This window comes from uncultured Porphyromonas sp. (genome assembly GCF_902489635.1).
Classification (GTDB): domain Bacteria; phylum Bacteroidota; class Bacteroidia; order Bacteroidales; family Porphyromonadaceae; genus Porphyromonas.
The window spans coordinates 1-16,273 of record NZ_CABUAN010000046.1 but is presented as its reverse complement, the minus strand read 5'-3'; the positions used below and the strand labels follow the sequence as shown (position 1 = coordinate 16,273).

6 protein-coding genes and 1 pseudogene are annotated in these 16,273 nt (G+C 51.6%); all 7 read right to left on the bottom strand.

Annotated elements, in window-relative coordinates; all coding sequences use genetic code 11:
• Positions 1 to 697, bottom strand: a pseudogene (locus tag RDM37_RS07745) (hypothetical protein); the annotation flags it as partial.
• Between the two features lie 40 nt (positions 698 to 737).
• Positions 738 to 3,038, bottom strand: coding sequence for a leucine-rich repeat domain-containing protein (locus RDM37_RS07740; protein ID WP_308556471.1), 2,301 nt, complete (start codon positions 3,036 to 3,038; stop codon positions 738 to 740).
• Positions 3,039 to 3,052: 14 nt separating this feature from the next.
• Positions 3,053 to 5,563 (bottom strand): T9SS type A sorting domain-containing protein, encoded by a 2,511-nt coding sequence (locus RDM37_RS07735; protein ID WP_308556469.1) that lies wholly within the window; start codon positions 5,561 to 5,563, stop codon positions 3,053 to 3,055.
• A 451-nt stretch (positions 5,564 to 6,014) separates the two neighbouring features.
• Complete coding sequence (locus tag RDM37_RS07730; RefSeq protein ID WP_308556467.1) at positions 6,015 to 11,429, bottom strand: hypothetical protein; 5,415 nt, start codon at positions 11,427 to 11,429, stop codon at positions 6,015 to 6,017.
• 57 nt (positions 11,430 to 11,486) lie between these two features.
• Complete coding sequence (locus RDM37_RS07725; protein ID WP_308556465.1) at positions 11,487 to 12,809, bottom strand: hypothetical protein; 1,323 nt, start codon at positions 12,807 to 12,809, stop codon at positions 11,487 to 11,489.
• A gap of 28 nt (positions 12,810 to 12,837) precedes the next feature.
• A complete protein-coding gene (locus tag RDM37_RS07720; protein ID WP_308556463.1) occupies positions 12,838 to 13,836 on the bottom strand; it encodes a FimB/Mfa2 family fimbrial subunit in 999 nt (332 codons plus the stop codon).
• Positions 13,837 to 13,953: 117 nt separating this feature from the next.
• Positions 13,954 to 15,444, bottom strand: a complete 1,491-nt coding sequence (locus tag RDM37_RS07715; protein WP_308556460.1) for an Mfa1 family fimbria major subunit — start codon at positions 15,442 to 15,444, stop codon at positions 13,954 to 13,956.
• Positions 15,445 to 16,273: the final 829 nt, after the last annotated feature.

Here is a 16,273-nt window from a genome sequence, read left to right as displayed (position 1 = left end):
GCGTCCGGAGCAGGGCGAGCTCCACTCCAAATTGCATTTTGGAGTGGAAAATACGTATCACGACTTCCCCGCCATCGACTTTAGCTCCATAAGGCTCTACGATGACGCAGTTTCTGAGGTAGATATTGCCAAGGTCAGACATAGAAGGCATATTGCCTCCCTTTGCTTTGAAAACCGTTCCCTCCTCACCATCGATGCTTAGAGAGGTGCGCTCGCCATATCCGCCACCGGTGATGCCGTAGTCACCCTCTACATCGACAGTGCAGCCTCCCTGCACGACAAGCTGGCACCCGTTGTCAATGTAACAAGCGACCCCCTTGGCAGAACAGCGGAGGGATCCACCCTTACCTGTGATGATGACCTTCTGCCCCTCGAGAGAGATACGTCCTAGGTGATGCTTCAGGACGTTGGTACCCTTCAGCAGGATCGTCACCTCTGGAGTCCCCTCGTGGATGTAGATACTCTCGGTATTGCCCGTGCAGTTCATCTGCACATTGTCGAGAGTGAGTACTCGTGTCGTAGGGTCAAAGGATATTTTCCCATGCTCCCCGTCACCACTACCTGTCCAAATAGAAGCGGCATTGCTAGAGGTCACGGGCGTGCCACCGATCTCTATGCCATAGTCTTGAGCCCTTGCACCTACGGCAAGTGCCGTCAGGAGCAAGAGGCTGATCGTAAATCTGAAAAATTGATTCATGTGATTGGTTGTTTGATTGGTTAGTTCCAGTCATTGAGCTCTAAGGAATGAGACACTTGACCGACTCGGCCGGGGTAGCGACGATATAGAGACCTGCTGTGAGGTTTACTAGCGGTATGTCGCATAGTCCATCGGCGTCAGACTGAGTCTGCAACAGTAGGTGCCCCGTCATATCATAGAGCGCGATCGGGGTGTCTGCTGTAGCTGTGATGTGCAGCATGTCTAGAGCCACGCTCACCCGCAGAGACGCTTCAGTCGCAGGTGCGGGGAGAGGCTCATTTGCTATTGGGAAGCCGATAGGAACACCCATGTCGCCACTAGTACCTCCTAGGTAGTCGCTCATCTCCCAGCCCTGTGCGTGAGCAAGGTAAAGGAGTCCCTCCTGGAAAGCGTTGTCAGCACCCTTACCCTGACTATTAAGCCAAAGGATCGTCGCCTTCTCCTCCTCAAGACGCTTGGGCAGGCTTGCGATGATCTTCTTACCCGCCTCGACGGTCAACTTATTGCCGTAACATGAGAGCAGGTTCAGCAGTGGGGTGCCGCTCAGCTGGATCTCTGTGAGCTGATTGTCGTGTAGTCTGAGTGTCACAAGGTGTGGCAGGTCGGTCAGCTGGATAGAGGCTGGCTGATAGTCGTGTAGCTCGAGTTCGCGGAGATACTGCGCCTTGCTAAGCTCTATCCCCTTGATAGTGGCTCCGCTGACGATCAGTCTGTAGACGTCGCCTCGGAGGATTAGCTCTGTACCCTCTAGGGTGTAGGTGACAGGCTCCTTTGAGTTGCCGAGAGGCTTGGTCGTGCCGGTAGACTCGATCAGACCTAGCCCCCAGAGGGTGACCTGTATGGTGCTGCCCGCCTTGTCAAAGGTGAGCTTGATCACCCCCTCGCCCATCTCTGGAGCATCAGAACCGCGGTAGTCAAGCCCCTTGCCAGAGTCGGCAAAGTCTGCATAGTCCACCACACGCCAATACTTACCTAACGCCTGATCCACAAGGGCTTTGGGGCATACATTGCCCTCTAGGGTACTGGGTGTATTGACCACCTTAAAGAGTCCTCTAGTCATCCCCGTACGATTGGGCAACTTGTCAACGATCAGAGCCATCTGCGGCTCTTTGATCTGATTGTCGTAGACATCCAGCTGGCGCAGTGGGGCGTTGGCTGGAAGTGTTATGTCTGCGATGCGATTGTTGTTGCATAGTAGCTCCTCCAGATGAGTCTGTACAGAGAGATCGAGGGAGCTGATGTTGTTGTAAAAGAGATGTAGCCGCTTAAGCTCTTTCTGTGCCGATAGATCTATCTGCGAGAGATTGTTGTGTCCCATCTGCAGGGAGATGAGCTTAGGATTGTTGCTCAGGTCTATCGAAGCTATCTCTAGGTCTCCACAGCTAAGCTCTTCGAGTAGTGGGCAGTGTGACACGTCGAGACCCTTAAAGGGGTTCTTGCTACAGCTCAGCACGCGTAGCTGCTTGCTGTGTGAGAGATCTAGGCTCGTGAGCTTAGCATAAGCACAGGAGAGCTCCTCGAGTAGAGGATACTTAGCTAGATCAAGGCTCTGCACCTTGGTGCCATAGATGTCTAGAACGAGCAAGTTAGGGTGCTCTCCCAGCGTCAGCATCTCAAGGTCTGAGCAGTTGGATGCAGAGAGTCGCTCCAGTGAAGCTAGGTGCGCTACATCTAGGGAAGTGATCTCGTTATCTCCACAAGATAGGGTGCGCAAAGCCCCGTTTTGTGTTAAGTCTAGCGAGCGAATCTTGTTTTTCGCCACATCTAGTTGCTGTAGCTTCGTACACTTGCTCAGATCTACTGCTGAGGGGTAGTAGTTGTCCGAGTAGTCTAGTATCTCTAGGTTAGGGCATCGGTCCAGGCTTAGGCTCTTGACATAGTTACCCTTGAGGCGTAGCTCCTTGAGGGGCGAAGCAGTAGGTATGTCGAGACGCTCCAGCTGGTTGTAAGTACAGTCGAGACACTGGAGTGCCTTGGAGTAAGTGATGTTTAGCTCGGTGAGGTTGTTATTGTCACAGCGTAGCTCCGCCAGCTCTTTAGCCTGACGTACGTCCAGTGCCGAGAGCTTTTGGTGCGATAGTGTGATCGCCGTGATGGCTCCTGAGAGCTTCACATCGGCACTCTCGATGGTGTAGGCGTGCGCCTGACCATCAGCGAGGATAGCCCCAGATAGCCCTTGGGCCGTTACTGCACCATCGGCAGAGATGGTGAGTGTGATCGTTGATCCTACAGGCAGAGCCGTGGTAAATAGGATACGAGAAGCCGCATAGCTCTGTAAAGAGCATAGGGCGAGGCTCATGAGCATAGTCATGAGTCCTCGCCTTATGATAGAGTGAAGCATAATCTGCTGATTACTTATCGTGTTATAACCACCTTGTCAGTCTGTGTGCTGTCAGATGAGATGGTGCGAACGATGTATAGTCCGTCAGGTAGCTCAGAGACGCCCATATCGATGCGCTGGCAAGGAGCTGTGCGGTAGTCACGGAGTAGCTGACCCGTGGTGTCGTATACCTGAAGTCCCTCAAGGGCTGCGCCCTCAGCAGTGATCGTGCCGTAAGCGTATTGTACCGTTGTGGTGCCTCTGTCTACTAGCTCCTGGAGGTGACGTGGCGAAGCCTCAAAGACGTAGATAAAGTCGAAGGTGTGCTTAGGGTCTCCATTGGATAGTAGCCAGTGCTCGGCCTTCGTGCAGTAACCCTTGAGGTCGTAGCTAAACTCACCGAAGCCACCGTTTTCCTCTGTAAGTGGTAGCGTAGGCCAGAAGACCTTAGCATTAGCCTTGTCATCGTACTGATAGCGTAGCTCGAAGGCGGGGTTAGGCTTACCCTTCTCAGGATCGGTCTCACCCTGATCATACGTATAGTTTATCGCTTTGACACTAGACATCAGTCCCTGCTCGTTCCACGTGTACTGTTCACCCTTCAGGTAGAGCCACTTGGTCTGAACGGCTGCATACTTGACCTCTGACTTCTGCCCCTTGTCATTGTAGCTGTAGAAGGTCTTGCCTGTGGGGTTCGACATGGTGGGGTGATCTGTATCTGCTCCCGCAGCCTCGCCAAAATGCTCCTCGATGCGCTGTCCCTTGTCGTTGTAGATGTAGTCATTCATCACTTTAGCACTCTGCTCTACCCAGTAGTCTATCTGACCATCGGGACGGTAGGCGATCTTGGTATCAGCTATATCATTGTCGAAGAGCTTCATCTGGCGTCTTACCATACGCCCCTGATCATCGTAAGTATAGTGTGTAAACATACTGGGCTTGCCATTGTCATAGGCTAGCGTGATGTCAATGTCTGATATACGTCCCTCCTCATCGTATCGTATGTCGTTGCGAGACTCGACGGTTCCATCGCTCTTCATAGAAGTGCGGGATACCCACTTCTTGTTTTCGTCATAGCCGTAGGTGTAGACAGTAGCTGTGGCGACCGTAGGCTCCACCTTCGTCAGGTAGTACTCGTAAGCTGATACTGAGCCACCCTTTGCAAAGGTAGCCGTGAGCTTGCTATCCCCAAAGAGCTGGAACTCTAGATCCTCTAGGATATCATCGTCATTGAACTTGAGCTCCTTTAGCTCGTAGCCAGCCTCAGGCGTAGCGACCACCTTGTAGGTCTCACCTTGTGGCATATAGGGCCAGTCCTCCTGGTCGTAGCCCTCGATAGCGATCCGCCCGTGAGCAGTCTCCTCGATGGTAACCTTAGCATACTCGAATATAGCTGTAGGCTCCGCATACTCATCTTCATTCTTGCTAAATAGTGCCCATCCCTTGCGTCTAGCTACACTAGCAGCCTTGGGTGACCAAACGTTGCCCTCCTTGTATGTCACCTTGGTGCCGAGAGCAAAGATCTTGTAGGCAGGTGCCATCGCATTGTAATCAGCACCATGATCTGCTAGATCCTCTACAAGGGCTAGTGTAGCCTCTGCGGGGAGTGCACAGAGGTGCAAGCTGAGTAGCTTCAGGTTCGGGCAATTGGCCGCGGTCACCTTGGTGAGTTTTTGGCAACGCTCTAGGTAGACCTGTACAAGTCCAGCACGACCTGATAGATCTATCTCCTCTATCTGAGCCTCCTGTAGGTAGATGTACTTGAGATTGTCAGACTTAGGCAGCTTTACCGTAGCAAGCTTGGTACAAGAGCTAGCTGTGAGATCCTCTAGAGCTACACAGTCTGAGAGGTCTAGTGTGGTGACCTCTGCCTGCATACAGTCTAGTGAGGTAAGCTTGCTCATCCCCTTTAGGTTAAGCTCCTTCACGGGGTTGCGAGCTACGTTTATACTTTTCAGATTGATCAGCCCCGCTATGTCTAGATCAGCAACACTGCTGTTGCCTAGCTCTAGTTCCTCTAGTGCTGTGCACCCAGTGAGGGTGACGCTCGTGAGCTTCATATTGGCATTTCCCGTGAGCGTCGTCAGTGCTGTACAGCCCGTTAGGTCAAGTGTGGGGAGAGAGCTGTAAGCACAGTTTAGCTTCTTAAGCGAGGTAACATTCTTAGCTTGTAGATCTGTCAAGCTACTGTTTCTGACGCTAAGCTCCTCGATCGTTTTTGAGCCAGTGATATCTACGGCAGAGAGTACGCTAACATACTCGCACCTCATCGAGGTGACAGCACCATGGATCTTAATCTCCAGCCCCGTAGGTGTGTAAGAAGTACGATCGGCTGCATAAGCCTCCGAAAGCCCCTCAAAGGTTATCTCGCCCTCGCCCTGTACGGCTAATTTGAGGGGTATAGGCTCATCGTCATCATTGGTTGGCAGCTCTGTAAGCTTCAAGGTAATGATGTTTTCTTCAGCAGCACTTTGAGCTGATAGCGGCGCATAAATAGCCATCCCGAGGAGTGCTAGTAGCGCAGCAATAAGTAGTCGGTGGTTCATTGTTTTTGAGTTTATGTTAGTCATGAATATAAGCTGTTTTTGCACGAATCGAACCAGAATCAGTACGACCTCGAACCTGTCGCGAGCAAAGGTAGTAATTATTTATTTAGTACGCAATAGCAATAGTTTGATATAAAATAGACTGATTCGGAACTATTCTCTCAAACTTCCTAAGCTTCTTTGACCGTTAGCTATTGGCTATTGGCCGTTGGCGATTAGCTGTTGGCACTAGTGCTACTAGTATCCCTAGCTCTCCGATAGCTCCGGTAGCTCCGACAGCTCTGATTCACTCCGACACCTCCGATCCACTCCGATCACTCCCCCTTCTAAAAAGACGAGAGGCACTGATACTCCTACGAGTACCAGTGCCTCTAACTACTACCTTTAATCAACAGCCAACAGCTAATAGCTAACAGCCAATAGCCAACAGCTAAAAGCCAGCCGCCAACCGCTATTTCACGACGAGCGTCGCACGGCGTGCGACACCGTCCGTGCCGATCGCCTCAACGACGTAGCTACCTGACGAGAGGAGGATACGCTCGCTGTACTCCGTCAGTCCAGGTAGCGACTGCGTGTAGACCGTGATACCATCACCCTGTACAAGCCGTAAGGACGACATCTCCTGTGCCGTGCGGACAGTCAGCATACCCTCGCTGTACTGCGCCTGTAGCTCATCTGTAGGCTCAGCCATCGGAGCGACCGACGTAAAGTCGCCGTCCACACGTAGCTCGAGACGACCCTCGGTATCATCGGGGAAGAGCTTGATCTGGCAACTCTTACCACCCGTCAGGTCATGCTCCAGACCGCTCTTGTGGTCTATCAGACGAGCCGTCACGACGTGTCCCATCACACTACCAGCGAGCGAGAGCGTCACATCGATTGGTTCGGAGACCTGTGTAGCTAGCTCGTAGTGACCCGTAGCCGCATCGTCGGCATAGAGATCCTTATGGAGACCATCCGCAGGATCAATGATAGCGATCGAGGGATAGCGACTCTCCGTGCTTAGGAGCATTTTATCGACCGAGCCAGACTCGTAGCCATAAGCGACTAGCGTGCGATCCTTGCCGAGGAGGCTCTGTAGCGTCAGCGATAGGTAGCGTGCAGTCTCCGCCGTAGCGTCACCGCTCGTACTACGTAGGCTGCTAGTGCTCTGTGGATGTAGCTTAGCGTATGAGTCGAGAGCAGTCGTTGGGAAGACGAGCTGCGCCTTCGGTCCGACACCAGACTTAAGCTTAACCACAAAGGCTTCGAGCGAACCTACCAATAGCTTCGGAGTTGTTATACCTGAGTAGTAGGTAGAGACCGAACCAGCTAGCGTTAGCTTAGGTTCATAGGTCGTCACCCTACAATCCACTAGTCGTATGATATGAGGCTCTATGATACTTTCATTAGCCTTTAGGAACTCATCGGCCTTGAGCGGTGTCATAAATGGATTGCCCACCATCACCTCCTGACCAGCAGCAGTGGCGCTCACCTCCATCGTGTAACCCTCGGTACCGCCAGCGAGCTTAGAGATACGCTGCGTCGCGGGATCCTCAAAGATAAAGCGGTAAGCCATCTTGCTGCGCTGAGCATACGAGTAGTAACCACGGAAGCGCTTTGCCTTGCCATCGAAGTACTGGAAGCGAGTCTGCCCCGTGCTAGCATCGTAAGTCTGATGGTAGAAGGAGTTCGCTATGTCGGGTCTGTCGAAGTAAGGCAGCTCCAAGATTCCATGACGCTGCGTGATGACAGACTTCGTGCTACCCTTGCGGTTGAAGCCCTGAGCATCTCTAGCTACGACCAGAGCGATGCAGTTATTATTGCCCGCCATCGAGATAGACTGTAGTGGCGAGGGATCGTTGAAGGCGCTGGGGTCAAACGAAGCCTCCATACTCTTACCCGCACGCTCCGCCTTGAAGCCGAGCTGATAGGTGTAGGGCGAGGCGCTGAAGCTGTAGTCGCCCGCATAGATGTCGTGGAGCGGAGCTGCCAGCAGGTTAAGCTCGTCACGACCATACATCCACTCATCGGTGTTGCAATCTTCAGTGGTATAGATACGCATGTCACTGTCATAGCCTGTGCCTGTGCCGTTAGCTACGCCAAAGTTGTAGCGTACCATAGCCCGTCGGTAGTTGAGCTGCTGGATGTTGTAGACATACGCTCCCGAGTGGAAGGTGATATCGATACAGGTCGGCTCGCCGTAAAGGTCACGCGGGGTCACATCCTTAGCTAGATCCGGCTGTGCTCGGAACGTACCCTGTGCAGTCGTTATATCGAACTGAGACAGACTCATGATATGTACATTGGTACAGCGCGTAGGCACCGCCTTGGCTGGGTAAAACTTCCCCTCGTGGAGGAATGCCCAGTTGCCCGGGTTATGCCAGTCACAGTACTTAGCGTCTGAGGGGGCTTGATCTGGATCGGTGGGCGTCTCTTCCTCACCCGGATTACCAGGCAAGGTACCACCTCCCAGACCATTAAGATCTGGCTTCCACCAAAGCTCGTCTGGAGAGACCGGGATGATACCCGTACTCTCAAGCTGACCACACTTAGTTCCGTCAACGGACAGGGTGTAGGTGTTATACTGCACCTCTCCGTTGACTACACGAGGAGCTGCCACCTCACATGTGACAGTACGCCCCGTAAGTGTCTTGGACGGTTCGCCAGCCTTCGTAATCTCCCACGTGTAGCTCCCGTCAGAGACGCCCAGATTAGTCGCAGTTAGGGTCACCTTCTCTCCAGGGCAGACACCCCTACGTGGCAAGATCGTCACCTCGATACCTTCAGAGGTGTCTAGGAGATACACCTTGAAGAAGTTCTTCTGCGTATTTTCGCCCTCCTCAGGACAATTGGTGGTCTCAATCTCTAGCGTGTACTCTTTCTTGAGTTCACTGCCTGACGTTGCCTCGAGATCCCATTTGACCATCATGTCTCTCAGAGTTGAGATATCTGCGCTCTTGATGACAGTGGTGCCGTCCTTAAGAGTCACGGTACCTGTTCCGTTCGGGATGTTGATCAGCTTAAACTCCATATATCCTGTCTTCTTGGAGCAGCGATACCCCACATAGGTAGGACGGCTATATGAGGGCTCGGGAGTCTTTGTCGCCACATCTACCTTAACAACGTCATCTGGATTGAATGGATAGGTCTCCCACCTATACGAAGTAGCATATTTTCCGCTTGAATATTTATACCGACCATCCTTACCCCAGTCCTCTTGGTCATTGTTTGGATTGTACTCCTTGATAGGCAAGTAAAAGTCACCACTGTAGCCATCAGGGTTCCTTTCTAGGCTATCCGCCTGCACAGCGACATCAGTGGCTGTACGATCTACAGTCTTAGTTTTATGATGTGACTCATGACCAATCCACTGGCCATTTGGGCTTAGATAGAAATACTTAAAACTAATCGTACGTGGCAAGTCTTCCCTCTTGATGGGGATATAAAACTTGGTATGATCTATCGCCTTGCCTGTAGCATCCTTAGGAAAGAAGTAAAGCTCCTTATCCTCCTTTGTTAGCCCCTTCACTCGGAAGACCAAGTTACGAGGGCGGTCCTTCTTGTCTACGCCATAGTCTAGACGACCATCAGCAAAGGGATAGACGCGCACTTCACTACAAGAGGAGTAGTCCACGACTGGCTTGATCGGCTCTGTAAGTATCGGCTTAAAGTCTGGAGAGTTGAGATCAATATCTATATAGAAAGACTCCCCAGGCTGACAAGGATGCTCAAACTTAAAGCTATAGATACCCCGAGGCATCGGATGCTCCTCCATATACTTTTTTATCTCACCACTAGAGGGGTTGCTATCCAACAGATTAAGATCGACTGCCGAAGGGTCATCTTCCTTATTTCGAGCGTATGGATAAACCACACGCTCTCCATCCTTACCCAGCTTATAAAGGAACTTAAATGGATAAAAGTAATTTCCATGCACCTCCTTCGAAGGCGCAGTAAAGTTTGTAGATATCTTCACCGTCTCCCCGAGGCGTATCATGCCACCTCCGTAAGGATTGGCACTATTGCTCTCATCAGGCTTACGATAGTAATATTTCTCTCTTGTACGGCAGAAGTCTTCATATCCCTCTGGAGCCTTAACTAGGGTAACATCCATACCCGCAAGCGCATTGAGAGATTCACCTCTTCCACCAGGCCAAGCCAACATATAAATGCGTCCCGCAGGCCCTAATAGGATTGGATCCCTAACCGCTCCAGTTCCATATGGATACCAATCTGCAAACGCCCCTTCCAGATCAGGAAGACTGACATAGAGCATGTAGAAATCATAGAGACGGTTCTCGATTGGCGGTTTGTTCGTAGGTTCTATAATCAAGTTTGGCTTGGGCGTGATGGGATTGCCATAGAGATCCGTACCTTCAATCTCGACATAGTAACGCTTGTTAGCGTCAAACTTCTCGAAAGTATAGCGCTTGTCTACTAGCGTAGAGACCGCTGGACCAAAGTCCTCTGAGGTATGTACAGGCTGTGCTCCTGGTGCTGGCTCATTAGCTCCCGCTGGTAGCTCATAGTAGTTGAAGTGCAAGGAACAGAAATTCCACCCTTGGAACCATACAATCTGACCTATCGAGCAGTCTAACGTACTCTCTGTCTCAAGGATCTGAAAGAGATTCTTGTGGAAGGCCAAGTCCACTGTAATGGGGATGGTGATGTAATCATTACACCCCGTATTGGGTCGCTTGATACGTATTAGCAAGGCTCCCGGGAATGCCTTTTTCGCGTCAGGATCTTGGAGAGATATCTCTTGAGGCAACTTGTAAGAGATGTTTATATTTCCTTTCTCTATCTTGGTAGGCGACCCTGTCTGATCACTCCAGAGGAGGTTGTCAACATTGAGAGCTCCCTTCTTGAGCTCCTCATACTCTCGCTGAGTAATGACAGCTACCTCATAGTTCTTGATGAAGGTAGAGGGGAAGGAGTCCACATACTGAGGGTATGGTTTGTTCGGGTCGCCCTTATAGCCCATGTTGATTGACTCAAAAAGCTTATTCAGGACATCCTTACTGGAAGAGCTAACACCAAACTGGGAGATACCAGTTCCACACCCCCCAGCATCCATAACGTAGATGCCAAAGCGCATCTTTAAATCTTCAGGCACTGTGGGGAGGTCGGGCTTAGGACCATAGATGGTGAACGACTTCGCTATGGTACTCTTACAATCATTGGTGAAGCGATACTTGTAGGTACCCTGTGGCAGCGAGCCATTGTACTCAAAGTGGTAGAGCAAGTCACCATCCTTGATCTCCTTTCTAGTGGGTTGCATCGTCTTAGCTCCCGTAAAGGTAGCGGGGGTGCCGTTGTCCTCAAATGTCAAGACGGGCGGACGCTCCTCACTGCCCTGTACGACGATATCAAAACCTCCGTACGGTCTGCACGATAGCTTGTACGGGTCAAACTCCGCCTTCTTCAAGACGAGTGGCACATACTTGTTCTCGACAACTATCTTCCCGTCGAGTTGCGTCTTAATGGGTTCCTTGTTCAGGTTATCCCACATCGTGATCTTAACATAGATCTCGTAATCCTCTCGCCCTGGTAGACTCTGTACCAATAGTGCTGCATCTGGAGTAGAAGCTGGCAAATAGTAGTTGTTGTCATCAACCTTGGTATAGGAGTGACCCTCCTTGTCCTTGATGTTGTACTTCACCTCCTTTATCTGATTGAGCTGAGGCGAAGTAGCAGCTAGAGCTTTGACTAGTCTGACAGATAGTGTACCCTGGTTCTCACAGTATGAGGGGGTCGTCTCTACCTCGAACTCGTAGCGCCCCCCTTGGTCCTGTAGGGTGTAAGTATGATTCTGCGCGGAGAGCGCGGAGAGCGACAGGAGGAGGAGAAGGAGGGAGAGGGTGATGTATCTATATCGTTTCATAGCGTATGAGACATAGGATGTGTAAAGGGAAAAAGTGAGAAGTGTCGAGGCACGCGACTAGAGGTCTTCTCGCTGTGTAATCTTGATTCTGTACCACGTATTGCGGATGACGGAGTAGATGCTCACGTCCTTATTGTTTGCAGCGAGCTGACCTGTCTCTTCCGAGACACGGTCGTCAAATCTGTCTTTGATCGGGTGCCGGCCAAACTGATAGCCAGTGCGGCGCTTGGGGTCCCAACCATTGACCTTGAAGGTGAGCCTGAGCTGCATCGCTGCCAGCTGGTCGGGCGTTTTCTCGGCTTCGACATTCGTCTGGCGGATGAACTCTGGCACGTAGATTGTTGTGTAGTAGTCAGAACAGCTAAGCTCGCCGATAGCGTGACCGGTGCTTACAGTGCTAGCCATATTGCGCTGCACCTTGTCCTTGTCCCGCTCTATATAGTAGCAGTACTGTCCGTCCTGAGGATTGGTGTAGTAGTTATTGCTGATAGGACTGTAGAGCGAGGTGGTCCACTGGTTCTCGTCGTAGTAACGAGAGGCGAAGAGGGCGAAATAGCGTGGCACATTGTACAGTGCCATCTCAAAGTCATCTATATAGTCCAGCACGAGCACCTGATCCGACTTGGGGTCGCCCAGCACTTTGTTGGCGATCACACTTGGGATCGTAATATCGACACGAGCTAGAACACGAGTCAGCCGTACGGGGCGACGCTTTCCGTTCTTTGCAAGGAAGCGGTAGGGATCCGCCTTGGTGCCCTGACCGAGCATTTGCTTGATATCATCGAGAGTGACGTTGGGACAGATAGCGGTCATCGGGATGAGGTCCTCCTCACCGCTACCACCCTCCGCTAGCTTAGGGAGGAACTCCGGCTGCCAGGGGATCTGCGTCAGTCCGGGAAGCATGTAGAGCTGTATACGCTCGGTGACACCCTGCAGGGCTGTCGTCAGTTTGTAAGTCTTCGAAGCCTCATTGGCAACGAAGTAGAAGTCAAAGCTCTTTACATCTCCAGGGATAAGGACAGGATGGCTCCAAGGCGTGCCATCGGTTGCTGGCTGTGTATAGCTTCCTAAGACTTGGTTGACCAGACAGTGCCCCGTAGCGTGGTCGAAGATGAGGACACGCACAGACTTGACCTTATTCTCCGCAGCGGTGAGCTTCGCCTGTAGCTCAGGCTCAGGCAGAGGATCCGTACCCTGACGGAAGGTGGACTGCGGAGCCACACTCATCGACAGGTAGAAGTCCCCCTGCTCAGGAGGGCAGGCGGAGGGGTCATCGTATACGCAGCTGGTCAGCCCCGTCAGCAGGAGCATCGCGGAGAGCAGCCACGCAAGGATCGTGCGGGGGCCTCCTTGTATGCTATATAGATTGCATTTCGTCATGGCTTTGTAGCTCGAGAGGTTAGACACACTATATATTATGGTCTTGCTCACGGATGAGCCAGCCATTGATCCATACGCCGACCGCTAGGAAAGTCTCCTGTGTCACGGGGCGACCATCGAAGGCGAAAATGATAGCATAGCGATCCTCACGATCGAGGAACTCCTGATCGGAGAGCTTATTGTTTGCGTAGAACTTCGTCTGTAGCAGTAGCGATAGCAGATCCACGTTGAGCAACTCCTTGCCGGTAGCGCGCTCCGTGATGATGAGTCGCTGATCTTGGTTGGTCAGCAGGCGGAGCGTGTTGAGCTCGACGGCGATACCGCCCGTTCCCTTGACCTGCTCAGCATAGTACGGGGTGTAGGTGAGGACGTCGTCGGTGAGCACCTCGCCAGCACCGTTGTAGCGGCCGTTGGGAGCGGTGATCTTAAAGTCGTAGTTGTCGAGCTTGATGTTGGACTTGCCGCCCTCAGAGAGGTCCTGCATGACGAGGCGGATCTTGTTGGTCCACTTAGCCATCGGCACGACGATGAGACGGCTGCCATCGCCCAGCACCTGGACATCCTTGGAGACGCCATAGAGTAGTGGTGGCAGCTCGGCGGCGATCCGCTTGTCCTCAGCTCTCGAGATCTGTACGAGCAGATCCTTCATGGTCGAGGTGCCGACCTGTAGCTTGCTCTGCTCATAGAGAGTCCCCATACGGTGGCCACAGAGTGCCATGATGGTGTAGTTGCCCGGGGCAAGCTGTAGCTCGAAGGTCTGCTGCTCCTTGTAAGGCGCAGCCGCATCGATCATATCCGAGACAAAGTGCCCCGCCTCGTCGAAGATGTAGAGATGCACATCCTCGGCCTCGCGATGCCAGCGATCTACGTACTGCATATTGTAATCGTAGCGTAGCTGCACACGGAGAGGACAGGTGGAGAGATCCTCATAGATGCACTTGTCACAAGAGACGAAGCTCCAGCTCAGCAGGAGCATGACTCCTATATATAATAATAGTCTCGATCGAGATAACGTATGTGGTACCATAGTCAACGTGGGGCTTTAGCCCTCTTTTATGTGAATAGTTCCTATGAGGGGAACATTCAACCCCTCATAGGATAATGCCGTTACTTTAGACTGCTGGCAAGGAGCAGTAAGGGAGGATTATAGAGAGATATCCTGTGTACGAACGATCCAAGGATTGACGTTAATGTCGAAGGAGATGTATGACATACTTGGGTCATCATTCCCGGGGTTGTCCTTATCGTTTGTGATGGTAGGAGTACCTACGTGCTTAATCTCCTTGATGTTGATCTTGTAGATGTTGTTACGTACTACACCGTAGCGACCATAACCCATCTCCTTGCCAGACTGAGCATCGTTGAAGTGACGGATTAGGTTCGTCTGGTAGTAGCAAGCACCATTCTTGTAAGCTACGATTTCTCCGAACGTGCCAGAAGCAGTAACATCACCCTGAGCATCAACAGTCATACTAGCAAGCGCAGCCTTGAGAGCAGCCTTGAAGCCTGCAGGCGTACCATTGATCTCAGGCTTGGTGTTAGTAGCCTCATCGATGGCAGCCTTGTACTCAACCATCTTAGCCTTTGTAAAGCTCCAGCCCTTCCAGTCATACCAAGTCTCACCCTCTGTGAAGGTGATACCGTCATGTTTTTCAGGTGTCCAAGTACCACTGAGGATGAATGAGGTGGTCTGCTGAACCTTCTGAGAGGCAGCATCCATCGTGTTCTCTAGGCAGTACTGACCATTTTCATCCTCAAAGCCCATGGTACCAGTTAGAGCAGGTGTACCATCTAGGTAGGTGAAGTCTGCAGCATTGAATGCGCCAGAATAGTTAGGATCCTTAGCGTAGCGGTTGAAGCGTGTGCTAGCATCTGTAGCAGTCTCATCTGGGAAGTCCGTGGCCGCAATCTTGCCGAACTGACGATAGATAAAGGTCTTCGTATTGGTCGTGTTGAGCTGCCACTTGATGTTGGTCAGCTTACCATTCTTACACTCTGGGGTACCACCTACGAATACCTTAGCGAGGATACGATCTACGTTGACTGTAACAGGAGTAGCCTCTGCCTCTGTGTCTTTCTCCTTCATGCTCGTAGACTTAACATCGACGAGGCCACGATCGTTAGACATCATGATAGCCTTGCCAGCACCTGACAGCGTAGCAACATCAGACGTGAGAACAGCCTGAGCATCCTTGAGGTACTTACCCTCGGCAGTAGCAGCCAAGACCTCAGCTGTTCCGTTGAGGATAGCCAGCATCTTATAGTCTTGGGTTACGACTTGCTTAGCCTTGGTTGTGAACTTAGCAGCTGTAGCAGTACCTGCGATTTCACCAGTAGCGGCAGCGCCACCAGTAGCGGTGATGTTGTAGTCAAAGGCGTACTTAACCACCTCGCTACTCGGGTCGAAGAGTACGACACGGACCTTCTGAATAGCCTGCTCATCAGCAGTACCATCGTAGAAGTCGCCAGCGGCCTTACCATCCACACCAGCTCTTGTACCACCCTGTGGGAGGTTAAACGTGAATGAGATATAGGCATCGCCTGCCTCATTCTTTGGTTGGTTCTTGTCGTTCTTGCAGCTTGCAAAGAGCAGCACTGCGGCGAGAGCCAACGTTGCATAAATAAACTTCTTCATAGTTGAATTGGTTTGATTAGTTATAAAGTTGATATTCTTCACGAGCAAAGGTACGCCACATATTCTTATAATGAGTTGACATTTTCGGTATGTCTTTTGCCAATCTCGGTATTTAACAGACTAGAAACTAGAAGTTAGCGATTAGAGGTGAGAGGGATCGGAGGGGCTAGTGCTTCTAGAGCCTCTAGTGTGGCTAGTGGCAACAGCCAGCAGTCAACGACTAAAAAGCAGAGCAAATCCAACGCCAGCTCGCAACAACAATTTAGGGTTAGCTACACATCGATACGGCGCCGTGTCGGAGAAAAGTGATTTCCACGTGGATATTTCGAAATCCCCACGTGGAGGAGGAAAATCCTCCACGTGGGCGCGAAATAAAACTTCGGAAGAATGAAATGAAACTTCGGAGGAATCAAATGAAACTTCGGAGGAATTTTTTGACGCCCACGTGGAGATTTGAGATTTTCCACGTGGATATTCGAGAAAGGAGGGAATCGGACGAATTTCCCTGTAAAGAGATGTAAATGGGGATTGGCTGTTGGCGATTGGCTGTTAGCTGGAGAAATCGGAGTGGATCGGAGGAATCGGAGTGATACGGCGCCCTGTAGGGACGCTCGGTCTGAGCGTCCGTCCCCGTTAATACCACGACGCTGTAACCTTTGACGCAACGGACGCACAGACCGTGCGTCCCTACAAAGGGTTACTCGTCACGCTGTGATACAAAGGGTTACTCGTCTCGTTGTTGTGCAATAAGACGAGTGCAGGTGACGGAGGAAGCGACCGCTTGCGGTCGGACGAATCATAGCCCCCAGTCGAAGGAGCAAAGCTCCGA